This is a genomic window from Algihabitans albus (assembly GCF_003572205.1).
Lineage (GTDB): Bacteria > Pseudomonadota > Alphaproteobacteria > Kiloniellales > DSM-21159 > Algihabitans > Algihabitans albus.
Genome location: NZ_QXNY01000003.1, coordinates 686,786 through 711,829 on the forward strand (window position 1 = coordinate 686,786; position 25,044 = coordinate 711,829).

19 protein-coding genes are annotated in these 25,044 nt (G+C 64.1%); 10 read left to right on the forward strand and 9 right to left on the reverse strand.

Annotated features, from left to right (window positions below; translation table 11 throughout):
* The first annotated feature begins 118 nt into the window (after positions 1–118).
* From DBZ32_RS09795 to DBZ32_RS09830, 8 genes are all read left to right on the forward strand, one after another.
* Positions 119–1,066, forward strand: a complete 948-nt coding sequence (locus DBZ32_RS09795; protein WP_119166935.1) for a hypothetical protein — start codon at positions 119–121, stop codon at positions 1,064–1,066.
* Positions 1,067–1,239: 173 nt separating this feature from the next.
* Positions 1,240–2,196, forward strand: coding sequence for a ribose-phosphate pyrophosphokinase (locus tag DBZ32_RS09800; RefSeq protein WP_119167037.1), 957 nt, complete (start codon positions 1,240–1,242; stop codon positions 2,194–2,196).
* A 128-nt stretch (positions 2,197–2,324) separates the two neighbouring features.
* A complete protein-coding gene (locus DBZ32_RS09805) occupies positions 2,325–2,975 on the forward strand; it encodes a 50S ribosomal protein L25/general stress protein Ctc (RefSeq protein ID WP_119166936.1) in 651 nt (216 codons plus the stop codon).
* A gap of 57 nt (positions 2,976–3,032) precedes the next feature.
* Entirely contained in the window at positions 3,033–3,854 is an 822-nt protein-coding gene (gene pth / locus DBZ32_RS09810; protein ID WP_119166937.1) for an aminoacyl-tRNA hydrolase, read from the forward strand.
* A gap of 25 nt (positions 3,855–3,879) precedes the next feature.
* Positions 3,880–4,977: a redox-regulated ATPase YchF gene (ychF, locus tag DBZ32_RS09815; RefSeq protein WP_119166938.1), complete on the forward strand. Its 1,098-nt coding sequence runs from the start codon at positions 3,880–3,882 to the stop codon at positions 4,975–4,977.
* A gap of 111 nt (positions 4,978–5,088) precedes the next feature.
* Positions 5,089–6,801 carry an EAL domain-containing protein gene (locus tag DBZ32_RS09820; RefSeq protein WP_119166939.1) on the forward strand — a complete coding sequence of 571 codons (1,713 nt, stop codon included), beginning with the start codon at positions 5,089–5,091 and terminating at the stop codon, positions 6,799–6,801.
* A 225-nt stretch (positions 6,802–7,026) separates the two neighbouring features.
* A complete protein-coding gene (locus DBZ32_RS09825) occupies positions 7,027–8,508 on the forward strand; it encodes an adenylate/guanylate cyclase domain-containing protein (RefSeq protein WP_119166940.1) in 1,482 nt (493 codons plus the stop codon).
* A gap of 4 nt (positions 8,509–8,512) precedes the next feature.
* Positions 8,513–9,034, forward strand: a complete 522-nt coding sequence (locus tag DBZ32_RS09830) for a CC0125/CC1285 family lipoprotein (RefSeq protein ID WP_119166941.1) — start codon at positions 8,513–8,515, stop codon at positions 9,032–9,034.
* An 80-nt stretch (positions 9,035–9,114) separates the two neighbouring features.
* Here DBZ32_RS09830 and DBZ32_RS22725 read toward each other — a convergent pair whose 3' ends face one another.
* The 8 genes from DBZ32_RS22725 to DBZ32_RS09870 form a co-directional block, all read right to left on the reverse strand.
* Positions 9,115–10,116, reverse strand: a complete 1,002-nt coding sequence (locus DBZ32_RS22725) for a DUF4167 domain-containing protein (protein ID WP_119166942.1) — start codon at positions 10,114–10,116, stop codon at positions 9,115–9,117.
* A 223-nt stretch (positions 10,117–10,339) separates the two neighbouring features.
* Positions 10,340–11,197: a peptide chain release factor N(5)-glutamine methyltransferase gene (gene prmC / locus DBZ32_RS09840; protein WP_235830122.1), complete on the reverse strand. Its 858-nt coding sequence runs from the start codon at positions 11,195–11,197 to the stop codon at positions 10,340–10,342.
* Positions 11,194–12,270 carry a peptide chain release factor 1 gene (prfA, locus tag DBZ32_RS09845; protein ID WP_119166943.1) on the reverse strand — a complete coding sequence of 359 codons (1,077 nt, stop codon included), beginning with the start codon at positions 12,268–12,270 and terminating at the stop codon, positions 11,194–11,196. The genes prmC and prfA overlap by 4 nt, the downstream gene beginning before the upstream one ends.
* Positions 12,267–13,574: a glutamyl-tRNA reductase gene (hemA, locus tag DBZ32_RS09850; protein WP_119166944.1), complete on the reverse strand. Its 1,308-nt coding sequence runs from the start codon at positions 13,572–13,574 to the stop codon at positions 12,267–12,269. The genes prfA and hemA overlap by 4 nt, the downstream gene beginning before the upstream one ends.
* Before the next feature lie 125 nt (positions 13,575–13,699).
* The gene (gene ispG, locus DBZ32_RS09855) at positions 13,700–14,830 is read right to left on the reverse strand and encodes a flavodoxin-dependent (E)-4-hydroxy-3-methylbut-2-enyl-diphosphate synthase (RefSeq protein WP_119166945.1); all 1,131 of its coding nucleotides are present in this window, start codon (positions 14,828–14,830) and stop codon (positions 13,700–13,702) included.
* Positions 14,831–15,144: 314 nt separating this feature from the next.
* Complete coding sequence (locus DBZ32_RS09860) at positions 15,145–16,491, reverse strand: helix-turn-helix domain-containing protein (protein WP_162906688.1); 1,347 nt, start codon at positions 16,489–16,491, stop codon at positions 15,145–15,147.
* Between the two features lie 406 nt (positions 16,492–16,897).
* Positions 16,898–19,174 carry a phosphoenolpyruvate--protein phosphotransferase gene (ptsP, locus tag DBZ32_RS09865; RefSeq protein ID WP_235830123.1) on the reverse strand — a complete coding sequence of 759 codons (2,277 nt, stop codon included), beginning with the start codon at positions 19,172–19,174 and terminating at the stop codon, positions 16,898–16,900.
* A 125-nt stretch (positions 19,175–19,299) separates the two neighbouring features.
* Positions 19,300–20,523 (reverse strand): aspartate kinase, encoded by a 1,224-nt coding sequence (locus DBZ32_RS09870; protein ID WP_119166947.1) that lies wholly within the window; start codon positions 20,521–20,523, stop codon positions 19,300–19,302.
* A 225-nt stretch (positions 20,524–20,748) separates the two neighbouring features.
* Here DBZ32_RS09870 and ubiG point away from each other — a divergent pair, with 225 nt between their 5' ends.
* Both ubiG and DBZ32_RS22080 read left to right on the forward strand, forming a co-directional pair.
* Positions 20,749–21,558: a bifunctional 2-polyprenyl-6-hydroxyphenol methylase/3-demethylubiquinol 3-O-methyltransferase UbiG gene (gene ubiG / locus DBZ32_RS09875; RefSeq protein WP_119166948.1), complete on the forward strand. Its 810-nt coding sequence runs from the start codon at positions 20,749–20,751 to the stop codon at positions 21,556–21,558.
* 538 nt (positions 21,559–22,096) lie between these two features.
* Complete coding sequence (locus tag DBZ32_RS22080; RefSeq protein WP_162906689.1) at positions 22,097–22,567, forward strand: hypothetical protein; 471 nt, start codon at positions 22,097–22,099, stop codon at positions 22,565–22,567.
* Positions 22,568–22,631: 64 nt separating this feature from the next.
* Here DBZ32_RS22080 and amt read toward each other — a convergent pair whose 3' ends face one another.
* On the reverse strand, positions 22,632–24,950 hold the full coding sequence (amt, locus tag DBZ32_RS09885) for an ammonium transporter (RefSeq protein ID WP_328587482.1): 2,319 nt from the start codon (positions 24,948–24,950) through the stop codon (positions 22,632–22,634).
* Positions 24,951–25,044: the final 94 nt, after the last annotated feature.

The window sequence follows — 25,044 nt, forward strand, 5'->3', positions numbered from 1 at the left end:
GGTTTGACGCTGACGAGAGCGTTCCCTACAGCGAGGCCAGAAGCGCCGTGCCCCACATCATCCTCTTCGCCGCTTTCCTCATGCTCGGGATGCTCGCCACCTGCGTGATGCTCTGACGATGCGGCCGCCGCGACTCACCCTGTGCGGGCAGCTGTTGCGCCTGCTGATCGCAATCGCCCTGACAGGCCTGCTGTCGGCCTGCGGACAGCTCCCACGGCCGTTCCAGCCGGAGGGCAAGGCCGTCGACCTCAGGGCTCTGGCGGAGCGACAGACCCTATACGTCCTGCCGGCCAGTGGTGTGGGGCCGAGCGGCGGAGACTTCGCAGAGGCGCTCGCCACCGCGCTCGAAGCCCAAGGTTTGCGCGCAACCACCAGCGGGGCGCCGGGGAACCGGGTGATCAGCACCAGCGGGCGGCTCGATCCGATGGGCGGTCAGGCGCAGTTGGCACTGATCGCCGACGTCAGCGAGCCGGATGGCACGCCGCTGGTCAGCACCTTGAGCGAGCAACGAGTTCCCACAGGCGCTTGGGAGGCAAGTGATCGGGAACTGTTGGCCGCCGTGGCCGACGCCCTGGCAGCGGATCTCGCACGTCAGCTGGCGCCTGCCCCGATCGAACAGGTCGCCCTGCCCGGCTTTCCAGGCGCGCGGGTGGTCGTCTTGCCGATTTCCGGTGCGCCCGGCGACGGCGCCGACAGCCTGCCGACCGCCCTCCGCGCGGAATTGGAGGACCGCGACGTACCGCTCGCGCGCGACCCGGAGCCGCAGGATCTTCTGATCGCGGGGCGCGTCGAGGTACAACCGGACGGCCCCGGCGCAGAGCGCGCCACCATAACATGGCGCCTGTTGGAGGCAGCCGCCCCAGCAGACCGGGGGGCAGCCGCCGGAGCAACGGACAGTGAGACTGAACAGGAAATCGGCCAGGAAATTGGACGTGTCGCCCAGAGCAATCGCATTCCAGCCGGTCAGTTGGACGGGCGCTGGGGCCAGATCGCCCGTCAAGTGGCCGACTATGCGGCCGACGGCCTGCTGCAGTTGATCGAACAGGCCGCCGGCGGGCGACCCTGAGCTTCTGCACCGGCGCGGCGCTTGGGTCAGCCGATAGATTCGGAAAATCGTATCCCGTAACAGCCACAGCTCGTTTACAGCTTCGTGACTGATTGATATTGTCCGCCGCGCACGGGTCGGGGCAGGAAGCCGTGGCGGCCGTGCGGCAAGCGCCCAGCTGGACCGTGGACCCGATGAGAATTCTAACCGGTAACTCCAATCGGCCACTGGCCGAAGCCATTTCCGCGTATCTCAACCTGCCGCTAACCAAGGCCTCGATGAAGCGCTTCTCCGATATGGAGATCTTCGTCGAGATCGAGGAGAACGTGCGCGGCGAGGATGTCTTCGTCATCCAGTCGACGTCTTACCCGGCGAACGACAACTTGATGGAGCTGCTGGTCGCGCTGGACGCGCTGCGGCGCGGCTCGGCCCGGCGCGTGACGGCGGTGATTCCCTACTACGGCTATGCACGGCAGGACCGGAAATCAGGTCCGCGCACGCCGATTTCGGCCAAGCTGGTGGCCAACCTCATCACCACCGCTGGCGCCAACCGGGTTTTGACCCTCGATCTTCACGCCGGACAGATCCAGGGCTTCTTCGACATTCCGACCGACAACCTGTTCGCCGCTCCGGTCTTTACCAACGACATCCTGCGCAAGTACGACGGACAGGCGCTGACCATCGTCTCGCCGGATGTCGGCGGCGTGGTCCGCGCACGGGCGATCGCCCGTCGCCTGGACGCAGATCTGGCGATCATCGACAAGCGGCGCGAGCGCGCCGGCGTCTCCGAAGTGATGAATATCATCGGCGATGTGGAGGGCCGCGCCTGCGTTCTGGTGGACGACATCGTCGATTCCGCCGGCACCCTTTGTAATGCGGCGGTCGCCTTGATGAACGCCGGAGCCAGTTCGGTCTCAGCCTACGTTACCCATGGCGTTCTCTCGGGCGGCGCGGTGGCGCGCGTTTCGGCTTCGCCCTTGACCGAATTGGTGACCACCGACAGCATTCCGGCGACGGAGGCCGTTCGCGTAGCTCAGAACATCCGACAGCTCACCATTGCACCGCTGTTGGGAGAGGCGATGCGCCGAATCAGCGACGAACGCTCGGTGTCGAGCCTGTTCGACGAACCGCCGGCACGCAAGTTCGCTTGAAATCGCGGCTCAGCCGCTTATACACACCCTCTTTCACCGCGTCAGGCACCCCTGGAGGCCGGGCGCAATTCCTGCGGTGGGCTGGAGCCTGCCGAACAGCTTGCAAAGCTATCTGAGGAGACAAAGCGATGAGCGACGCGCATACGATGCCGGCTCAGCCGCGCGACCGGGCCGGAAAGGGGACCGCCCGAGCCGCCCGGCGTGACGGGATGGTACCGGCCGTGATCTACGGCGGCAAAAAGACCCCCGCGATGATCCTGATCGAGGATCGGGTGTTGAGAAAGCAGGCCTCGCGTGCCGCCTTCTTCGGCACGGTTTACGATATCAAGGTCGAAGGCGGCGGCACCGAGAAGGTGCTGCCCCGTGATCTGCAGCTCGATCCGATCACCGACGTCCCGGTCCACGCGGACTTTCTGCGCGTCACCGGCGCCTCTCGCGTCGCCGTCGCCGTGCCCGTCAACTTCGTCAACGAGGACGCCTCTCCCGGACTGAAGCAGGGCGGTGTGCTTAACGTGGTGCGCCACGAGGTCGAGCTGAGCTGCCGGGCGGACACCATCCCCGACACCATCGAGGTCGACCTGACCGGCAAGGAGATCAACGACTCCCTGCATATCAGCGAAGTCACGCTGCCGGAGGGCGTCGAGCCGACCATAACCGACCGCGACTTCACCATCGCCACGATCGCCGCTCCCAACGTGGTTGAGGAGCAGCCGGCGGAGGAGCAGGCCGAAGGCGGAGGCGAGAGCGGCGAGGCGGAAGAGGCGAAGGCCGAGGAGTAGGACCCTCGCTCCGCTCCGACCGCACGGACGGAACGGCACGCGGGGACAGGAGGCACCATGCTGCTACTAGTCGGCCTGGGCAATCCCGGTCCCCGCTATGCCGGCAATCGCCACAATATCGGCTTCATGGCGCTGGACGAGATCGTCCGGCGCCATGGCTTTTCCGGCTGGCGCAAAGGCTTCCAAGGTGAAGTTGCCGAGGGCCGGCTGGGCGGCGAGAAGGTGCTGGCGCTCAAGCCTCTCACCTACATGAACGAGTCCGGTCGGGCCGTGGGCGAAGCCCTGCGCTTCTACAAGCTGACACCGGCCGCCGTGACGGTTCTGCACGACGAACTGGACCTCGCGCCGGGCAAGGTGCGGGTGAAGCTGGGCGGCGGCGCGGCGGGCCACAACGGCTTGCGCTCGATCACCCAGCACATCGGGCCCGACTTCAAGCGCGTGCGCCTGGGGATCGGCCATCCCGGACGCAAGGAGGCGGTTCACGGCTGGGTCCTCAGCGACTTTCCCAAAACCGACGGCGACTGGCTGGAACCTTTGCTAGAGGCGCTCGTGCGGCATGCCGAGTTGCTGGTCGCCGGCGAGGACGGCCCCTTCATGAGCCGGGTGAACCAAGAGGTGGGCCCACAGAAGCCGAAGGCTGAGGTCATCAAGCCGGAGCCGAAGGCCGAGCTTACCAAGCAGAGGCCGAAGGCCGAGCTTACCAAGCAGAGGCCGAAGGCCGAGACGACGGAGCTGAAGCAGCCGACGAAGCAGGCAGAACCGCAACTCGAAAAGCCGGAGCAGGTGGCCGCACCAGAGAGCAACCCGAAGCGCGACGGCTTGCTCGCCCAGGCGCTGAAACGTGCCCTGGGTCAGCTCGGCGGCAAGACCAAGACTTAACGACGGGACAGGACAGAGCGAGAGTATGGGCTTCAAATGCGGGATCGTCGGCCTGCCGAACGTCGGCAAGTCGACGCTGTTCAATGCACTGACCGAAACGCAGGCAGCCGAGGCCGCCAACTATCCCTTCTGCACCATCGAGCCGAACATTGGCCGAGTCGCCGTGCCGGACCCGCGGCTGGACGAACTGGCCAAGCTGGCCAAGTCGGCCAAGACGATCCACACACAACTGGAATTCGTCGATATCGCCGGTTTGGTCGCGGGCGCCAGCAAAGGCGAGGGTCTTGGCAATCAGTTTCTCGCCAACATCCGCGAGGTCGACGCCATCGTCCAGGTGCTGCGCTGCTTCGGCGGCGAGACGACCCATGTCGCGGGCTCCGTCGACCCGATCCGCGATGCCGAAACCGTTGAGACGGAGCTGTTGCTGGCAGATCTGGACTCATGCGAGCGTCAGCGCGACGCGGCCGTCAAACGAGCACGAGGTGGAGACAAAGAGGCCAAGGATCGACTGGCCGTCCTGGAGCCGACCATCGCCGCCCTTTCCGAGGGTGAGCCGGCACGGCGCGTCTCGGTTCCGCAGGAGCTGCAACCGGTTTTCAAACAGCTTCAGCTCCTGACCGCCAAGCCGTTGCTCTACATCGCCAACGTCGACGAGGAGGCTGCCGCGACCGGCAATGCCGAAGCCGAGCGGGTCCGCGACCGAGCGGCGGCGGAGGGTGCCGGCTTCGTGATCGTTTCGGCCGCGATCGAGGCCGAAGTCGCCGGACTGAGCGACGCCGAGGAAAAACAGGAGTTCCTCGAGACGCTCGGGCTGGAGACCACGGGTCTGGCCCGCGTCATCCGCGCGGGCTACGCGCTGCTGGACCTCATCACCTTCTTCACCGTGGGACCGAAGGAAGCGCGCGCTTGGACGGTAGCGCGCGGAGCATCAGCGCCGGAGGCAGCCGGTGCGATTCATACGGATTTTCAGCGCGGCTTCATCCGCGCCGAAACCATCGCCTATGCGGACTTCGTCGCCTTGGGAGGCGAGGCTGCCGCCAAGGAGGCCGGCAAGATGCGGGCCGAGGGCAAGGACTACGGCGTTCACGATGGCGATGTATTCCACTTTCGTTTCAACGTTTAAGCGAATCTCTGAGCTGGCCTCTCGATCCGACCGCGTCTTCACCGCAGCTTAAGCTACCCCGCCTAAGCTCTCCCTGCTTCGGGACCTGGGGACGACGCCGGATCTAAAGGGATGCCGCAAACTACCGCTATCGACGCCGTAAAGCTGCAGCGGCACCGTTTTCTGGGCTTCAGTTTCGCCCTGGCAGATCTGTTGATCGAGCTTGACGCGGAGGGCCGCGTCACTTTTGCGGCAGGGGCCTCTCAGCACCTGTTCGGCCAGAACGACGCCAGCCTGATCGGCGAAGTTTTCCTTGAGCGCATCGCCCCGGAGCATCGGCCGCTGGTCAAACAGCTTCTCCGGCAACTCGACGTCAGCCCCCGCATTCCACCCGTCGAAATTGCCGTCGAACGGGTCGACGGCGCCAGTGAAGAGGTGGTTTTCTGCGGCTATGCGCTTCCGCATGAGCCGAGCAGATATCTCGTCCTGAGCGCCTTGGAACGCTTTCGCGCCCTGATCGAACAAGGCGAAGGCCGAGATCCTGAAACAGGACTGCACACAGCGACCGGTTTCGCAGACAGGCTCCGTGATCTGATCCACTCCGAAGAGGAGTCGGCGGGTGAGCTGACCATGACGATCATGGAACTCGAAGGCATTGATCAACTCGAGAACTCTGCAAAACCAGGCGCTTACCAGGATGTCATAAACGGGGTGGCAGCCTTTCTTCGTCTCAGATCCTTCGGTGGCGACTCCGCAGGGGTTCTCGAGGAAGGCCGCTTCGGCGTCGTCACGGCCGCTGACATCGACCATGCCGAACTCACCAACGGCTTGCTGGAGGCGGTACCTGAAACACGAGGTCTCACGACGAATCTCCACAGTCAGACCCTTCGGCCGGTCGGGATGTCGCCGGATACCTCGGCCCGCACGCTGATCTACGCGCTGCAACGCTTTCAGAGGGAGGGCCTGAACGCCGAGGTGCGGGCCGACCCTGGCACGCAGTTCCGCAATCTGTTGAAGGAAACACTGGAGGCGATCGAGCGTTTCCAGGGAATCATCGACACCGATCAGATCGCGCTCGCCTATCAGCCCATCGTCGAGTTGGAAAGCGGCCGGATCCATCACTACGAGGTTCTGGCACGGCTGCCGGAGGGGGAGTCGCCCTTCGAAAGCGTTTCGCTGGGCGAATCGATCGGTCTGATCCCCGCGTTCGACCTGACGGTCTGCCGCAAGGCCTTGGCTGATCTCGATACCGAGGGCGTTGACGAGAATCTGCAGCTTGCCGTGAATCTGTCAGCTGAATCGCTGCAGGAGGAAGTCTTCGTCGACGCGCTGGATCTACTGCTTCGACGCTACGACAAACTGCGACGGCGACTGTCCTTCGAAGTCACCGAGTCGGCGGAAATCAAGGATTTCACAGCCGTCAACGCTGCCATTCAAAGGTTGCGCGGCCTGGGCTGCGGAGTCGCCTTGGACGACTTCGGCGCCGGCCATGCCACCTTTCGCTATCTCCAGGCCTTCGAGGTCGACTATGTCAAGATGGATGGCGCCTATGTGCACGCCATGGCCGACTCTCCACGCGACTACGCCGTCATCAAGGGCATGGCAAATATCTGTCGCGAACTGGATCTGGTCATGATCGCGGAAATGATCGAGACGGAACAGCAGGTCGAACTCTTGAAAGCGCTGGGAGTCAAGCTGGGGCAGGGTTACCTCTTCGGAGGTCCGGCGATCGGGCGGCCTGAGATCGCAATGCAAAGTCGTCAGCTCCCTGGTGTCGGCTCCTCCTCTCCGACCCTCGCCCTTCTGCGCAGCCGCAGACAAGGCGTCCGCGAGACCTGGATGTAGCTCTCACATCGGTAAAGGGGATCGCAAAGTGCCGGCCGAGTCCCCGGCGAGGCTCCCTTGCGTTGCTTTTGACCGAATTGGGGCGAAGGCGTCAGAATTCGAACATACGCAGCCGGCAAACTACCGAAGGCGCCTGTCGGCCGGAAATCCGGCTGATCGCAAGTGGCGGTTCTGACGTAAACTCTGACGAGCGTGGGCTACCCGGCTTTTGGGGACACGAGATTCATGACGGTGTTAGGACGGCTTCGTTCGGGCAGCAACAGTTCGCTCGACCGTCGGGTCAAAGCGGCGATCGCCCGAGAAGAACAGGCGGGCTGGCGTTTCGCACTCTTCGTGCGGCTGGGCGCACTGGCTCTGGTTTTCGCATGGCTGGCCTATTCGGTTCCTTTTCCGCGGGTCGGCTGGTGGTTGGGCTTGGTCGCGCTCTTCGCTCTGTCGGGCCTTGTACCCTACTGGCTTCGACACCGCCGGCGCTGGCGATTCTGGGTCGCGGCTTTCATTGGCGTCGACGCGATCCTTTTGACGCTCGCGCTGCTGGCACCCAACCCCCTCGCCAGCGAAACCTGGCCGATCCAGATGACGCTGAGGCTCCACAACAACCTGTATCTCTTCGTCTTCTTGGCCGGTGCGGCCCTCAGCTATGCACCTTCGATGGTGCTCTGGACCGGACTCGCAGCCGCCAGCGCCTGGAGCGTCGGCGTCTATCTGATCCTGACGCTACCGGCAACGCAGCAGGAATTCGTGGTCACGGCGCCCCCGAACACACCGGAGGCACTGGACCAGGCGCTGGCAGGCTTCCTCGATCCCTTCTTCGTTAACGTCAGCGGCTGGCTGAACGAAGTTGTCTTGCTGAGCATCACCGCTTTGATCGTCGCAGCGGCCGTCTGGCGTTCGCGCCGGTTGCTCGCCCGGCAAGTATCGGCCGAACGCGCAAGGGCAAGCTTGGCGCGCTACTTTTCCCCGGACGTTGTCGAACGCCTGGCTGTCGAGAGCGGAGCCTTCGACAAACCGAATCAGCGTCAAGCCGCTGTCTTGTTCGTCGACGTCGTCGGCTTCACTAGGATCTGCGAGCGGATTTCACCGGAGAGCTGCATCTCGCTGCTGCGCAGCTTTCATGCCCGCATGGGTCGTTGCGTTTTTGCCCACGGCGGGACCCTGGACAAGTTCATCGGCGACGGCATGATGGCCACCTTCGGCACGCTCGAGTCACGCGATGACGACGCACGGAGGGCGCTTGCCGCAGCACGCGCCATGCTTGAGGAGGTCAAGCGCTGGAATGCGAAGCGGGCGCGCCGCGGCGCCGAACCCATTTCCGTCGGCATCGGGCTGCACTACGGAACGGTAACCGTCGGCAACGTCGGCAGCGACCGCCAACTGGAATTCACGGCCATCGGCGACACAGTCAATATCGCCAGCCGCCTGGAGCGGCTCACACGCGACCTGCAAGTCCGGCTCGTGGCCAGCGGCGCTCTGGTCACGGCGGCCGAGGCGGCAGCCGAGCCCGATGGCGGAAACAGCGGGCTTCTAAAGGACTTGGTACCGGCAGGTGAGACCCACCTGCGCGGACGGGAAACCCCAGTCCCGGTCTTTGCCCTTCGCGAAGAGTCGGCTCCGAGTGAGGTTTCGGATGAGGTTTCTGGTCAATCCGAGCAGGGTGAAGCTGCGTTCCTACCGTCGCACCCGGTCGAGCGGGCCGCCGGAGGATAACCTGATGCGACGACTTTTGCCGCTGACCTTGATGATCGCTCTGACCGGCTGTCTCGACCCTGTACCGCCGACTCCCTATCAAGCCGCCCCTGCGAGCGGGGGATCCGGATACTCGGAGGTTTGGAAGGACGAACGCCGCGCCGAAGTGCGTTTCGCCGGCAACTGGCGGACCGATCGCCAAACGGTGGAAGACGGGCTGCTGTTCCGCGCCGCGGAATTGGCCGACCAACGTGAAGCTCCGCGCTTCGCCGTTCATGACAAGACGATCGAACGCAATGTCTACGAGACCGTCGAGACACCGCCCTTTCCTTCGTGGTGGTATCGGGACCGCTACCGCAGTCGCGGTGCCTACGGCCGCTTCCCACCGCGAGTCAGGAGCTGGACCGTCTACACGGCTGTCATGCAGATAGAAATTCTGCCCGAGGGCGTAGATCAGCCGGAGAACGTCCAGGTCCGAGAGACCGAAGCCGTTCTCGAGGAACTCGATCCCAGAATCCGTCGGCCGTCACAGAGCCCGCAGTCTTAGTTCGCCCGCAGTCTTAAAGCGAACTCACTGCGCGTGGTTGGTCGCGATGTCCTGACGACTCAGGGCCGGGAGCCCCCCAGCTAAGTCGCGGCGCTGCCAGGCTCTTCCACCTTCGTGTCGCCCTTGTCCTGGGCTTCGTCTTTGGCAGCCTCGTCCTGCTGCGCATCCCCGGTGCCCTTCGCCTTGCTCGCTTTGGCTTCTCCGTTTCCGGTAGCCGTGGTGCGGCGGCGGCGCGGTGCCCGGCGCGGGCGGTCGCTGAGGATCTTGCGCAGGCCATCGTCGGCATCCTCTTCGGAGGATGACTGTGCCGGCTCGGCCTTCTTCTGGCTTTCGGTCTCGTCGCCCGCTGTATCGTCGCTCCGCGGCGTCGTCAGCCGATTGGCCGGTTCATCGCTACGCGACACGGTCTCGCGGCTCTGACGGCGCGCTCGACGTTCGCTAAGAGGCGGCGCGGTCTCGAAAGGCTTGCCAGCGCTCTCTCCGCTGGACATCTCAGGCAGTTCTGTCTGCGGATCGCGACCTTCGTCACCGGTTTCAACAGCCTCAGCGGGTTCAGACGAACGGTCGCCCCTGGCGCCACGGCGGTCCTGTGCGCGCGGACGCTCGTCCCGGCGCTGCTCGCGGGAGCGTTGCTCATCCGGGCGCTGCTGGTCATCTCGGCGCTGCTGATCCCGGCGCTGCGGCCGTTCACGCACACCGCCATTGGCCGGCGCGGACTGGTCGTCGCCGTAGGAGGCCTCGTCCTCCTCCTCGGACTCTCCGATGTCGCCTTCGTCATACCCCCGGGCCTGACGACCGTCGCCGTTCTGACGTTGACGATCACGGTTTTCGTCCGGATCCGTCGAGTCGTTCAGGACACGGAAATAGTGCTCCGCGAATTGCAGGAAATTCTCCGCCAGAATGCGGTCGCCGGAGACCTGAGCGTCACGAGCCAGCGCCAGGTACTTGTCGTAGACCTGCTGCGCCGTTCCGCGCACGCGCCCCTCGGGCCCGTTGCTGTCGAAGGTTTGGTTGCGGTTGGGCACATTAGGTCTGCGCCCGGAGCGACCGCGGCCACGCCGTTGATTATTACCTTGTCTCATCCGTCGCTTACGTCATGAAGCCAATTGTTGACGGTGTCGCCTCACAAGACCATCGGCCCTTGCCGCTGGCTTATACGCTCACACTCCCAACCCTTCGGGAAAAGCGCTTTTGCTGTGAGACTTGATCGGCGTCCGGACCTTTTGCCCCCACGGACGCTCTGTGGCCGCGCACGGCTCACACCGACGAAGGTAGAGACAGACGCGGCGTATTCCAACAGTTTTTTTATCGCGACAATGCAAGGCAACGCGGCGTTCCCGACAGGTCGGCCCTGATTTCGGCCTTCGGGAAGCCCGCGGCCCTGCCAAGAGCCGTCACGGCGGCTGCCTGACCGGCACCCAGTTCCAGCAGCACGCAGCCATCCGGCGCCAGCAGCGACGGCAAACTCGGTATCAGCCGGCGGTAGGCCGCAAGTCCGTCCGATCCCGCGTAAAGGGCATCAGGCGGATCGTAGATCGCGACTTCAGGGGCCAGAACAGCGTCCTCCTCGACATAAGGCGGGTTGCAGAGAATGAGGTCGAAGGGTCCGGCGACGCCGGCCGTCCAGTCGGCCACGTCAAAGACCGCTCGAGACGCTAGCCCCAACTCTGTCGCGTTGGCGCGCGCGGTGGCGATGGCCTCCGTCGACAGATCGACTCCAACCCCTCGCGCAGCGGACAGCTCGCTCAGCAGAGCCAGCAAGAGGCAACCGCTGCCGGTTCCCAGATCGAGCAACCGCCAGGAGGCCCGACGGTCGGTCAGGTGGGCCAATGCCGCCTCGATCAAGGTTTCGCTGTCAGGGCGCGGATCCAGGGTTTGGGCGGAGAGGCGAAAGGTCAGCCCCCAAAACTCCCGCCGGCCTAGAATGCGCGACACCGGCTCGCGCATGGCGCGGCGCGTCACGAAGGCCTCGAAGGCCGTCGCTTCTCCCCTCTTGATCATCCGCTCCGGCTCGACGAGCAGGCGCTCCGGCGCAAGCCCCACGACCTCGCTCAGCAGCAAACGCGCGTCCCGCCGTGGCTGCTCCACACCGGCCGCCTTGAGACGACGCGTCGCGGCCGAGAGCGCCAGATCGACTGTCTGCGCCTGCAGGCCTGCGCTCACTGCATCACCGCAAGCCGCGCCGCCTGGTCTTCGGAGACCAGCGCGTCGATCACCTCACCCAGCGCCTCACCGGCGATCACCTTGTCAAGCTTGTAGAGCGTCAGGTTGATGCGATGATCGGTGACACGCCCCTGCGGGAAGTTGTAGGTCCGAATTCGCTCGGAACGGTCGCCGGAGCCGACCTGGCTCTTCCGTGCGGCGGCGTATTCGGCCTCGCGGCGCTGGCGTTCGGCGTCGTAGATGCGGGCCCGCAGCATCTTCATCGCTTTGGCCTTGTTCTTGTGCTGGGACTTCTCGTCCTGGCACTGTGCGACGATCCCGGTCGGCAAGTGGGTGATCCGCACCGCCGAATCGGTGGTGTTGACGTGCTGACCACCAGCGCCTTGAGAACGGTAGGTGTCGATTCGAAGGTCCTTGTCCTCGACTTGCAGATCCACCTCCTCGGCCTCGGGCAGGACGGCCACGGTCGCCGCCGAGGTGTGAATCCGGCCTCCCGACTCGGTGACCGGTACGCGCTGTACCCGGTGCACACCGGATTCGTACTTCAGCTTGGCAAAAACATCCTGGCCCGCGATCTCGGCACTGCCGTTCTTGAGGCCGCCCAGGTCGGTTTCCTCGATATCCAACGGATTGAATCGGAAGCCCGTGAGTTCGGCCCAGCGCTGGTACATACCGAACAGCTCCATGGCGAAAAGCGCCGCCTCCTCGCCGCCCGTACCGGCGCGCACCTCCAGGATCGCATTGCGCGCGTCGGCTTCGTCCTTGGGCAGCAACAGGATTTTAACCTGCTGCTCCAGCTCGGGAAGGCGTTGCTTGACGTCGCGGTACTCCTGATCCGCCAAATCTCGCAAGGCCGCGTCGCCTTCTGCGTCGTGGCGCAAGGCATCGAGATCGTCCAGCTCGTCGCAGATGCTGCGATAGGCCCTGATGCCTTCCACGACCGGCGTCAGGCTGGAGTACTCCTTCAGCTTCTCGGTGTAGTCCGCCGAGCCAGGATCAGCATGTTCGGCGATCAGGGCCTGCAGTTCCTCGAAACGCGAGACCACCCGCGCCAACTTCTCGTCCAAACTCACGTTTTATCCTCATTTTCAGGCGTGCCGAGCCGAAACAGCCGGGCCAGCAACGCCTCCAACTCGCTGGTATCTCGCCCCTCGGCCGCGGCCTGGCGCAGGGCCTCGCTCGGACCGTGCAACAGCCGTTTGACCAACAGCCGCGTCGCCTCGTCGGAATCGCGCGGCCCGCTGCTAAGCACTTCGGCGCGAAGGCTTTCGAAACGCTCGCGCAAGGCCGTCACCGCCGGCACGGCGGCCCGCTCCGCATACTGGCGCAGAAAAGCGCCGAGTTCCCCCTCCAGAATCGACCAGGCAGCCCCGGCGACGGCCTCCCGCTCCTCCTTGCCACGCAGGGCTAGTCCTTCCAGGTCATGGAGATCGTAAAGGAAGACGTCGTCCAACTCCGCCGCATCGGGCGCGACATCCCCCGGGATCGCGGCATCGACTAGGAAAATCGGTCGGCGCCGCCGTGCCTTCAAGGCGGCGGCAAGGTGGTTGCGATCCAGAACGTAGTCGCTGCCGCCGAAAGCCGAAATCACGATGTCAGCGCCGGCCAGCGCGGGCGCCAACTCCGTCCAGCTCCGGCGGTGGCAGCCGATGCGTTGTGCCGCCCGCTTGGCACGCCGCTCGATCGGATGGGTCACCGCCAGCTCCGCCACGCCGGCAAGCTGCAGTTCCTCGGCCAACAGCTCTCCCATCTCTCCAAAGCCCAGCAAGAGCGCGCGACAGCGCTTGAGATCGCCGTGAATCTGCCTGGCAACCTGTAAGGCCGACGCCGCAAGCGTGACTGGCCGCTCGCCGATATCGGTTTCGCTGCGCACCCGCTTGGCGGACGCATAGGCGGCCTGGAGCGTACGCTCCAGAATACCGCCAAACTGGCCGCCGGCGACGGCGCGTTTGTGTGCCGCCTTGACCTGCCCCAGGACTTGAGGCTCCCCCACGATCTGGCTGTCGAGCGAGGCTGCGACCGCAAAAAGATGGCGAACCGCCGCAGCACCGCGTCGCGTGGCAACCAAGTCGCTCAAGGCCTCCGGGCTGGTATCGCCCCAGTCGGCGAGTCGCGCGATCAGAGCCTCTGGGTCCGCAGCGGGCCGAGAGGTGGCGATCTCCACACGATCGCAGGTACAGAGCAGAAGCGCCGGCGCGACTCCGGCTGCAGCCAACTCGGCCAGACGCGCCGCTTGATCCTCCTCGTCAACGTAAAGGCGGTGGCGCAGATCGGCAGAGGCCGTCCGGTGATTGACGCTGACGATCAGGAGGTCATCGAGCGGCGATACGGAAACGACGGTCGAGGATGGCGGCGGAGCAGACGCGGAGGCGGCCACGACACGACCTCCCCGCTAAGCGCGGGGGGCGTGCCGGTCGTGCCCTTGTGATGCCTTGGCAGACCCTGGCGCGCGCCCCATGGCAAAGATCGCGAAAGACGACACCGCGAAAGACGGCAAACGTCTCACTCGGCCGCCTCAGCTTCCGAGCTGGCCTTTTCGGCTTCGATCGCGGCGGCCTTTTCCTCGACCAGCCCGACCAGGTGATCGACGATGCTCTCGTCCTTCAGTCGATGGTTCGGAAGGCCCCCGATGTAGACTTGGTGGGTCCCCTTGCCGCCACCTGTGAAACCGATATCGGTCATGGTCGCTTCACCTGGCCCATTGACCACACACCCGATCACGGAGACCGTCAAAGGCGTGGAAATGTGGGCCAATCGCTGCTCGAGCACCTTCACCGTCTCGATCACGTCGAACTGTTGGCGCGCGCAGGAGGGACAGGAGATCACGTTGACGCCGCGGTGACGCAGGCCCAGCGTCTTCAGCATCTCGAAGCCGACGCGAATTTCCTCTTCCGGCTCGGCCGAAAGCGAGACACGGACGGTATCGCCGATGCCCGACCAGAGCAGCATCCCCAGACCGATCGAGGATTTGACCGTACCGGAGCGCAACCCTCCCGCTTCGGTAATCCCGATGTGCAAAGGATAGTCGCAGGCTTCGGCCAGAGCTTGGTAAGCCGCCACCGAGAGGAACACGTCAGACGCCTTGACGGAGATTTTGAACTCGAAGAAATCCTCATCTTCCAGATACTTGGCATGATTGAGCGCACTCTCGACCATGGCCTCTGGACAGGGCTCCCCATAGCGCTCCAACAACTCGCGCTCCAGCGAACCGCCATTGACTCCGATGCGAATGGCGCAATTGTGGTCGCGCGCCGCCTTGACCACTTCGCGCACACGGTCGCGGCTGCCGATGTTACCCGGATTGATCCGCAGACAGGCGGCACCAGCTTCGGCCGCCTCGATCGCGCGCTTATAGTGGAAGTGGATGTCGGCCACGATCGGCACGGTCACTTCCGGGACGATTTCCTTGAGCGCCGCGCTCGATTCGGGATCAGGTACGGAAACGCGAACAATATCGGCGCCGGCGACCTCCAGACGACGAATTTGGGCGATGGTCGCGGCAACGTCCGTGGTCAGCGTATTGGTCATCGACTGCACCGTGATCGGCGCGTCGCCGCCAACCGGTACAGAGCCGACATGGATCTGACGCGACTTGCGCCGAAGGACTTCCCGGTAGGGCCGGACCGCGGACATCGCCTGCTCCTCGATAGTCGCGCGGTTCCAAATCCGCGCCGTTCCTGTGCAAAATGCCGTTCTCCGCGACATTCTTCAAGGCGCGATGGTCGTAGAGTGATTTGCGAAAATCCGACGACGGTTACGGGCGACTGGGCCTGACGATGGCGGCGCCCCCTCGCGGAACGTGGAAAACGCTAGAGCAGACAGCGATCAGTTGGAACTGCTTGGCGACTCCGGCGCTGGCGCGAAATCTGCTCTACAAACGAGTCATCGGAGCGAATTCATTGCGATCGGAGGAACCACCTTGCGATTCCAGGCTATCGCAATTCGCTCTAGGGTGCGGCACGCCCGGACAGTAAAGCCTGAGGTTCGAGCGAAACGCCGCGCAAGACGTCACCCGACCGGCCCAGCGCCGGTGCCGTCCGGCCGTCCACGGTAATGGTCAAGCCTCCGGCATTACCGGTCTCGAGAGTCAGACCCTGCTGATCGGGAACACGATAGACGTCACCGGCACGCAACACCCGGGTGATCAAGAGGTTGTCGTCGGCGCTTCGAACCTGGACCCAGGAATCCGACGTCGCGGTGACGACGACCCGAGATTCGCCGTTGGCCACACCGTAAACCCGGCCGCTGCCCTCGCTTACCTCCGTGGGTAGATCGGGAGCCGCCGGAATGTCGGCCTCCATCGTCTCCGTCGCGGCCGTCGCGATCCCAGTCTCCACCTCGGCAGCATCCGTCGCCTCGGCCGCCGAAAGATCGGACTCAGAAAGATCTTCCGCGGCAACCGGCTCTGCCGCGGCACTCTGGGCAGCGACTTCCGGCTCCACAGAACCCGCTTGCACACCCGGAGCCTGAAGGGCTTGCTCCGGCGCGGTCTCCGCGGCCGGCTCAGCCGAGGTGCCCGTTGTTGGTTCCGGCGAGGCATCCGCTGCCGGTTCCGGTGGCGGCAATAAGGTGGCCGTCTCCGCCGGCGGGACGTCAGCTCTCCCGGCCTCCGGTCTGCTGTCCGGCTGCGGAGAACTTCCGAGAGTTCCGCCAAGCGGCGGGCGCGGTGTGCGAACGGTCGGCTGATCTTCGGCCTCGGCCTCATCTGCGGCAGGGGACTCGGCGCCGGCATTCGCTGCCGGAGTCGCAGTGTCTGCCGACCCATCGACGGCAGGAGCCGCTGTGTCGGCTTCATCCTCCGGCGCATCGGGGACCGCAGCCGTTAAGCTGTCGGTTTCCTGCCGTAAGAGATCATCGAGAAGATTGTTTTGATTCGCATAGTACCAACCGCCATAGGTCAGCGCGATTAGCAGGACGGAGATCACCACCAGTGCACCGCCGGGAACCCTGCCCTCCGGCTTGGGGGCCGGAAAATGCAGGCTTGGCTTTCCCTCAAGGCCGGCAATCTCCGACTTGAAGCGCTCGACGAGAAACTCAGAGTCCAGATGAAGGTATTCCGCGTAAGAGCGGACAAAGCCGACGGCGTAGGTCGTGCCCGGCAGTTCGGCGTAGCGTCCATCTTCGATGGCTTGAAGGTAGACCCGGCGAATACGGAGGTTGGCCGCAACGTCGGCGACCTCCTGACCAAGGTCGCGACGCGCACGCGCCAACAGGACGCCGACGCTGTCCCGCTCCGCCTTCAGCTCATTGACGTCGCCTTCGCGGATCTCCTCCTCGCGAATACGTTGGGCCATGATCATTTCCTTTGCCGCGACGTCGCCGACATCTGCGCATGCCCTGCAAATCCGACAGGAGCGTTGCCGGCCACCCCTTCACTTAGCGCATTGGCGTGCAAGCTACTTCTCTCCAACCCTTGGTGGGGCCTGAGCGGACCCGCCTATTAAAATCTTGCGCTAGTGTCGCGTGCAAAGGGTTAGCAAATTCTACGCCTTTGCAAGAAATCACGCGAAATCGCATTATTTTTCTTCTCGCGAGGCGATTTTCTCGGCTCAGAGGTCGTTGGGGACCGGTCGTAGAACCCAGCCATCGGCCTTCAGACCGTCTCACGGAGACCCGAATGGCCCGCAATAGACACGCAAAAGTTGGTTAACTTCTTCGGTCTACAACACCGCGACAATGCTTGCAAGACGGCGGTCCGGTCTAGGTCACGACGCCACGGTCGCGGGCATAGGCGCGCAGCGAACCGCGAACACTGGCGTGCGGCAAACGGCACAGATGCTGCAGATAGGCCTGCAAGGGCGCCAACTCGAGCGATCGCAGCATTAATTTGACCGGCCCAATACCCGTCGGCGGCATGGACAGAATGCGAAAACCGGCGGCGATCAGGGCCATGGCTTCCAGGGGATGGCCCGCGGCTTCGCCGCAGAGTGACAGACGCACCCCCGCCTGATCGGCCTGGCGCGCCAAGCTTAGGAGGAATGAAAGCGCCGGCGGCGACAGGATATCGTAGCGCCGGGCCAAGCGCGGATTCCCTCGGTCGGAGGCGAAGAGAAACTGCAGAAGATCGTTGGAGCCGACGGAGACGAAGTCGACGAGATCGAACAGGGTCGGAAGCTGCCAGGCCAGCGCCGGAACCTCAAGCATCACCCCGGTCTCGACGCTTGTCGGAGCTTCGCCGCCCTCTGCCAGGTGACGTGCGACCTCGCGCTCGAGCAAATGCTTTGCGCGAACGAACTCGCTAACCTCCGCGATCATCGGGAACATAACCCGCAGCTGGCGGCCCGCCGCGGACCGCACCAGGGCGCGGAGCTGTTGGCGCAGCATCGCCGGGCGGTCCAGGCCGATGCGGATCGCCCGCCAGCCCATCGAGGGATTGTCATCTTTGGTATCGGCCCAGTAGGGCAAGGACTTATCGCCACCGACATCCAACGTACGGAAGGTAACGGGTTTGCCCTCGGCCTGATCGAGCACCCGCTGATAAAGCTCCACCTGCGCCGCAACGTCAGGGAAGGAGTCGCGCACCATGAAGGGAACCTCGGTGCGGTAGAGCCCGATGCCGTCGGCACCGCTGGCATGCAGCTGCGGGAGATCGACCAGCAGTCCGGCATTCACCTGCAGGCTGATCTTCACTCCGTCTCGCGTGACGGCCGGAAGGTCGCGGGTCGCCGCGAAGAGCTGACGCCGCTCTTCACCGGCGCGAATCGCCTCGACAAAGGACTCGCGGATGCCCGAGCGTGGGCGAAGCAAGACCTGTCCGGTCACGCCATCGACCACCACGATGTCGTCCGCACGCGCCCGCGCGAGGACATCGCGACAGCGTCCCACCATGGGAATCCCAAGAGCTCGCGCCACGATCGCGACATGGGCCGTGGGCGACCCCTCCTCGAGAACGACCGCCTTCAACTTGGCTGCGTCGTAGTCGAGCAGATCGGCGGGACCGAGACTGCGCGCCAGCAGGACGGTATTGTCCGGAAGTCCGCGGTCCTCAGCGGAACCGGCACTGCCGAGAAGATGATGCAGCAGTCGGTTGCCGAGGTCTTCGAAATCGGCGTAGCGCTCACGCAGATAGGGGTCCTTGACCCGGTTCATGCGGTTGCGCAGGTCGATTTGCACGCGCTGAACCGCCGCCTCGGCCGAGAGGCCGCCCCGCAGCTGCTCGCGAATGCGCTCAACCCAGCCACGGTCTTCGGCGAACATGCGGAAGGTTTCCAGCACCTCCTGGTGCTCGCCGCCGTCAGACAACTCGTCGCGCGCCATGAGGTTGTCGAGCTGACCGAGCATGGCCTTCAGAGCCAGATCCAAACGCTGGAGCTCGACGGCGGGATCCTCCGCCACGACTTGGCGAATGACGATGCCACGGTCGTGCATGACGGCTTGGCCGATGGCCAAGCCTTCGTTCAGCACGATGCCGCCGAAACGTGCCGGCATGGCGTCCGACGTGTTGAACGACCCGCTACCCATGGTGCCGGCCAGTTCGCCGGAGCTGAGCAACTCCGCCAGTACCATGGCGACGGTTTCCAGCGTTTCCACCTCTTCATCGCCGTAGTGACGGGAGGCCCGGTTCTGGACCGCCAACACGCCTTGAACGCGGCCGTCGCGCATCACCGGCACGCCGAGCATGGAATGGTAGACCTCTTCACCGGTTTCCGGCCGGTAGGCGAAGTTCGGATGCACCTGGGCATCGGGGAGATTGAGCGGACGTGCGTGGGCGGCGATGTCGCCGACGATGCCTTCGCCGAGCCGCAGACGGGTGCGATGGACAGCTTCGGGGCTAAGGCCTTTGGTGGCGAAGAGTTCCAGCATCTCGCCGGCGCGTAACAGGTAAAAAGAGCAGACCTCCGCGACCATGTCGTCGGCGATCAGCGCAACCGTGTGATTCAAACGGTCCTGCACCGAACCGCCACCCTTCATGAGGTCGCGCAACTGGCGCAACAGGCGGCGCGAGCCAACCCAACCGAGGGTCTGCGGCGGCGTCATTCCCAAACTCGCTCCTTCACGGCCCAGCCCCGTCGAACGGCTCCGTCAATCGACGCCGGTGGTCGGCACCCGCGATGGGCACTGGCGATCGGCCACCATCCGACCGCCGCAGCCCCGGCATACCCTCAGGCGGCGTCCAGGCCGTAAGCGGTATGCAGACTTCGCAACGCCAGCTCGGTGTAGGCTTCGGAAATCAACACGCTGACCTTGATCTCGGAGGTCGAGATCACCTGGATGTTGATGCCTTTCTCGGCAAGCGTCTTGAACATCTTCTGCGCGACGCCGGCATGGCTTCGCATACCAACACCGATCACCGAGACCTTAACGACGTCCGAAGCCTGCCGCAGGTCGCCGAACCCGAGTTCGGCCTCCCGTTCGGTCAGAAGATGAACGGCACGCGCCAAGTCCTGTTTGGTCACGGTGAAAGTCATATCGGTGCGCTCGCCGTCGCCGGACACGGACTGCACGATCATATCGACGTTGATGGCAGCCTCCGCCAAGGGGCCAAAGATGGAGGCCGCGAAGCCAGGTCGATCGGGAACGCCCATCAAGGTGATCTTCGCCTCGTCGCGACTGTAGGTGACGCCGCTCACCACTGCCTGTTCCACAATTTCGTCCTCGTCTACAACCAGCGTTCCGGGCGTGTCCGCGAAGGAGGAGCGGACCTGCACTCTGACCCGGTGTTTCATGGCCATCTCGACCGAGCGGGTCTGAAGCACCTTCGCTCCGAGAGACGCCATTTCCAGCATTTCTTCGTAAGTGATCTTGTCGAGTTTACGCGCCTTTGCGACGATTCGCGGATCGCTTGTGTAGACGCCGTCGACGTCAGTGTAGATATCGCAACGCTCGGCGCCCAGCGCCGCGGCCAAGGCCACACCCGACGTGTCGGTACCGCCGCGACCAAGCGTGGTGACGCGGTTGCGCTCAGGCTCCAAGCCCTGGAAACCGGCCATCACCGCAACTTGCCCTTCGGCCAGACGCCGTTCCAACTCTTCCGTCTCGATACGCTGGATACGGGCGGACCCATGCGCGGCATCGGTGATCACCGGCACCTGCCAGCCCTGCCAGGAGCGGGCGGGGACACCATCCGCCTGGAGCACAAGCGCCAGCAGGCCAGCCGTGACATTTTCACCTGAAGAGACCACCGCGTCATATTCGCGCAAGTCAGCCAGCGCCGCGGCCTCGCGAACCCAGCCCACCAGCTTGTTGGTCTCCCCCGCCATGGCGGAGACTGCGACGGCGACTTGGTGGCCAGCTTCCACCTCGCAGCGGACGCGACGCGCCACATTGCGAATGCAGTCCAAGTCGGCAACCGAAGTGCCGCCGAATTTCATGACGATCCGAGCCATCGCGAAGTCCGACCAGCGGTTCAGGAAACGCCCCGCCGCCCCGGCAGTTCGCGCGCCGAACCCGGACAGGCGGCAGGTTGCCGCGAAGAGGCACGCTATCCATACTTGGGAAGTTGCCGAGAAAGCAAGCATACCCCAAGGCCGATGTGTCTATTTGCACAGCAGCTGCGCCTTGCAGAGGGCAGTTTCATCTCCTTCCCGACACCCACCACGACAGGACAACGGATGGCAAGCAACAGTCCGAAGGCGCAAGACGCAAAGCCGCAGGCGGGCAGCAGCTCCGTGCTCGCGGAGGAAGTGGAGAAGTTCGGGCAACTGGCTGCCACCTGGTGGGATCCGGAGGGCGAGATGCGCCCCTTGCATCGCCTTAACCCGACTCGCCTAGCCTACCTGCGCGACACGGCATGCCGCAGGTTCGGACGCGATCCACGCAGCGACAAACCGTTGAAGGAATTGAAGGTCCTCGACATCGGTTGCGGCGGCGGTTTGATCAGCGAACCGCTCGTCCGCCTCGGCGCCGACGTGCTGGGCATCGACGCGACGGCACAGTCGTTGGAAGTCGCCCGCCGGCATGCCGTCGATGCAGGCTTGATTGGGAACGGCGAAGCAATCGGTGGCCATAGGCTTTCCTACCGGCAGACAACGGCGGAAGACCTTTTGGCTCAGGGCGCGACCTTCGATCTCGTGGTGACGCTCGAAGTCGTCGAGCACGTGGCCGATTCAACGGCTTTTCTCGAAACCTGCGGCCACCTGGTGGACGAGGGCGGGCTCTTGGTGCTCTCGACTCTGAGCCGCACGCTCAAAGCCCTCGCGCTTGCCAAGATCGGCGCCGAGTACCTTCTGCGCTGGCTGCCCGCCGGCACCCACGATTGGCGCAAGTTCGTGCGCCCCCATGAAGCCGCTGGGGCGCTGCGCCGCGCCGGCCTGACGGTGAGCGACGCAACCGGTCTCGCCTACAATCCCTTGACTGACGGCTGGCGCCTCGCCAAGCGCGACCTCGACGTGAACTACATGATGACCGCCGTACGGGACTAGAAGCCGTCTCCGCCGTAGATGGCCAACCGCAAATAGCTAAACGTGAAGGCCCAATCGGACTTTCCGTAAGATCGCTTGCCCAATCAGACGAGAATCCATAGCTTCCGATACGCGGATAGGACGTAGCGATAGGTCGTTTTTCTTGGATACGCTCGGGCCCAACACAATCGGCGACGAAAAATTGCACTGGCTTTACCGGCACTGGCGAGCCAAGGGCCGAGAACGCGCCGCAACCCTGGCGGAAACGCCCTCCGCAGAGACAGACGAAACAGGCAGTTCGATCGAGGCATCCGCAGCCAGCGGTTCGCAGCCGGCTTGGCTTTTGCCACGGCGCAATCAAATCGACCCTTTGGAATTAAGGCCCGGCATCCTTCCCCACATTCTACTGGCCGAGTTGGTCGCTGTCGGAGCTTCGAGTGACGGCGGTTTCACAACGGAGTCGACGGCAGCGGAGATCGGCCGAAGCCAGATCGACCGGCCGCAGCCAGACGTCACCGCTGCATATTCCCGGTGGCGCTTTCGCTTGGTCGGGACAACGGTGGCCCAAGCTGCCGGCTTCGACCCGACGTGGCATTACCTGGACGAAGCGCTACTCGGCACCTACGGCGACTACGTGCTCGGGCTCTACGAGACGCTGCGACGCAATCGCAAACCTGTCTACTCGGAGAGCACCTATCGGGCTCCGCACAACGCCAAGTCCGTCGAACGCGCCACCTTTCGTCTGATGCTGCCTCTGGCGGGTGTCGCGGGAACGCCAGAAGCGGAAGGCTTACAGCGCCTCGAGGCAAAAAGCGCGGACCTCTACGAAATCATCGTCGACGATGACCCAACACCTGCCCGAAGCGAGCACCTGCTGACTGGGGCTGGCGATCTGACTGGAGTGGGCGATCCGGTCCGCTTCGTGCTATCAGGTCAGGTCTTCATCGACCATACGACCAGCGAGAAGCGCGGCGTCCTCGATGAAGGCCCCTTCGATCAAGGCCTAAGCGTCTTCATTGAAGGGGATTGAAGCGGAGTTGCCCGGACCGACGTCTATGATGTTCGGACCGGACCGGTCGATCCGGCTCCAGATCTCAGCCGACGGGATCAACGGCGCGATCGTAGTCGGCGCTCGGATCTCTGTCGTCGCCGTCGCTGGGAAACTCGCCACCTGTACCTGGAACGATGCGTCGGAGCGGCAGGCGAACGACCACGTCCGTTCCCTGCCCAACTTCAGAACTCATGACGAAGCTGGCGCCATGCAACTCCGCCAGCGACTTGGCTAGGGGCAAACCCAGCCCGGTACCCTGGTCCGTTTTGCGAGTCCGGCTATCGACCTGCACGAAGGGCTCCAAGGCTTGACGGATCTGCTCGCGGGACATCCCGATGCCGCTGTCCCGCACCGAAACGGCCACGCGCCCGTCGGGCTCCCAACCCGCGGATATTGTCACTTCACCGCCGGTGTCGGTGAACTTGCAGGCGTTCGACAGGAGGTTCAGCAGAATCTGACGCAACGCCCGTTCGTCGGCCAAAAGCAACGGCAAGGCCTTAGGGCCGTCCGGATCGGGCAACGCGACCTTCAGGGTCAAGCCTTTGCGTTCGGCCAGCGGCTGGACCAAGCGAAGCGCGGCTTCGACCGTTTCGCTGAGATCCAATTCCTCCTCGCAGAGCTGATATTTGTTGGCCTCGATCTTTGAGAGGTCGAGCAGATCGTTGATCAGGCTCAAGAGATGATTCGCACTCCCGTGGATGTCGCCGATGTACTCGCGGTAGCGCTGATTGCCGAGCGGGCCGAAGGTTTGCTCGCGCATGACTTCGGAGAATCCGATAACGGCGTTGAGCGGCGTCCGTAATTCATGGCTCATGGACGCCAGGAAATTGGACTTCGCCGCATTTGCGCTCTCGGCCTGCTCTTTGGCCTTATGGACGGCGCGCACGGCCTGCTCGCGCTTCGCCGTCTCGGTGCGGAACTTCTCCAGCACCATGTTGTACTGAGCTGCGATCTCGCCGGCTTCAGTTCCCTCGTCCACCGGTACGTTGCGCGCGAAGTCGCCCGAGGTCGACTGCCGATGCATTTGCGCCAGAAGCGTTGTCAGCGTCGAACTGGCTCCATGCTCCGCAACGTTCAGGCCGACCAGTTCGTCTTCGCGGGAAACCCGCAGCGGTCGAACCCGGTCGATCAGCAAGAGCAGCGCGAATGCCAGGCCGAAAGCAAAGACGCCGGCCACGGTCACGCCCAAGACCTGGCTACCGAACTGCTCGAAGCGCGTCGCGCCGTCGAAATCCGCCGAATCACCGAACAGGGCCACGGCCAAAGTGCCCCAGATTCCGGCGGCCAGATGCACCGGCACGGCGTGCACCGCATCATCGATCCGCAGCCGTTCAAGCAAGGCTACGGCGGCCATGCAGGCCGCGCTGCCCAGCGCACCGACCAGCAGAGCATCGAGCGGCGAGAAGCTATGGGCTCCGCCCGTCACCGCCACCAGACCAGCGAGGATTCCCTCCATCATGACCTGAACATCGGGACGTCCACGACGATGCCAGGACCAGGCCATTGCGATCAGGCAACCGCCCACTGGCCCCAGCATGGTGTTCACCGCGATGCCGGCAATCGAGGGTTCGAGCGCCAAGGTAGAGCCGCCGTTGAAGCCGAACCACCCGACCCAGAGAAGCAGCACGCCAAGCATGGAGAGAGGGAGATTGTGGCCCTCGATCGGCCGCCCACCCGGGCCGTAGCGACCGATGCGCGGACCTATCACCAATACGGCGGCCAAAGCGACCCAGCCGCCGATCGAATGCACCACGGTGGAGCCGGCAAAGTCGATGAAACCGGCTTCCGCCAGCCAGCCGCGACCCTCGGCAACCATGCCACCCCAGGCCCAATGGCCGTAGATGGGGTAGATCAGACCGGCAACCAGCGCCGCGACGATCAGATAGCCGGCGAAGCGCATGCGTTCGGCTACGGCGCCCGAGACGATCGTCACGGCGGTGCCGCAAAAAACCAGTTGAAAGAAGAAGAAGGCGAGCAGCCAGGCGCCAACACCTTCGCCCGGCACGAAACCTCCGAAGCCCATCCAACCACCCAGGCTCGGCCCGAACATCAGCGCAAAACCGAACAGCCAGAAGAGAATGCCCGTCAGGGAGATATCGACAACGTTCTTCACCACCACGTTGATGGTGTTCTTGGCCCGTACGAGTCCGCTTTCCAGACAAGCGAAGCCGCCCTGCATCATCAACACGAGCACCGCGCTAATGATCAGCCAGAGGATGTCCTGGATGTCACCTTCGCCGTGAATAGCAGGCCCCCGGTCTAAACCATTGTCGCCGAGATGCGGCAGACTGGCCGTCTCGAGCGAAGAGCACGACCAAGGCTTGCATCTGACGTCCGCACTGTAGCTTTGGATTTCACCCAGTCAGGCCTCGATATCAAAGCGCGAAAGCACGCCGAGTTACACAAGCCGAACGTGAAGAATTTACTCTATCGCTGAAAGCGAGAGAACTGGATAC

What these genes read in the sequence shown, in the direction of transcription:
- DBZ32_RS09795 (WP_119166935.1), top strand. Translation starts at nt 119, where the DNA reads ATGCGGCCGCCGCGACTCACCCTGTGCGGGCAGCTGTTGCGCCTGCTG.
- DBZ32_RS09800 (WP_119167037.1), top strand. Translation starts at nt 1,240, where the DNA reads ATGAGAATTCTAACCGGTAACTCCAATCGGCCACTGGCCGAAGCCATT.
- DBZ32_RS09805 (WP_119166936.1), top strand. Translation starts at nt 2,325, where the DNA reads ATGAGCGACGCGCATACGATGCCGGCTCAGCCGCGCGACCGGGCCGGA.
- pth (WP_119166937.1), top strand. Translation starts at nt 3,033, where the DNA reads ATGCTGCTACTAGTCGGCCTGGGCAATCCCGGTCCCCGCTATGCCGGC.
- ychF (WP_119166938.1), top strand. Translation starts at nt 3,880, where the DNA reads ATGGGCTTCAAATGCGGGATCGTCGGCCTGCCGAACGTCGGCAAGTCG.
- DBZ32_RS09820 (WP_119166939.1), top strand. Translation starts at nt 5,089, where the DNA reads ATGCCGCAAACTACCGCTATCGACGCCGTAAAGCTGCAGCGGCACCGT.
- DBZ32_RS09825 (WP_119166940.1), top strand. Translation starts at nt 7,027, where the DNA reads ATGACGGTGTTAGGACGGCTTCGTTCGGGCAGCAACAGTTCGCTCGAC.
- DBZ32_RS09830 (WP_119166941.1), top strand. Translation starts at nt 8,513, where the DNA reads ATGCGACGACTTTTGCCGCTGACCTTGATGATCGCTCTGACCGGCTGT.
- DBZ32_RS22725 (WP_119166942.1), bottom strand. Translation starts at nt 10,116, where the DNA reads ATGAGACAAGGTAATAATCAACGGCGTGGCCGCGGTCGCTCCGGGCGC.
- ispG (WP_119166945.1), bottom strand. Translation starts at nt 14,830, where the DNA reads ATGTCCGCGGTCCGGCCCTACCGGGAAGTCCTTCGGCGCAAGTCGCGT.
- DBZ32_RS09860 (WP_162906688.1), bottom strand. Translation starts at nt 16,491, where the DNA reads ATGGCCCAACGTATTCGCGAGGAGGAGATCCGCGAAGGCGACGTCAAT.
- ptsP (WP_235830123.1), bottom strand. Translation starts at nt 19,174, where the DNA reads ATGACGCCGCCGCAGACCCTCGGTTGGGTTGGCTCGCGCCGCCTGTTG.
- DBZ32_RS09870 (WP_119166947.1), bottom strand. Translation starts at nt 20,523, where the DNA reads ATGGCTCGGATCGTCATGAAATTCGGCGGCACTTCGGTTGCCGACTTG.
- ubiG (WP_119166948.1), top strand. Translation starts at nt 20,749, where the DNA reads ATGGCAAGCAACAGTCCGAAGGCGCAAGACGCAAAGCCGCAGGCGGGC.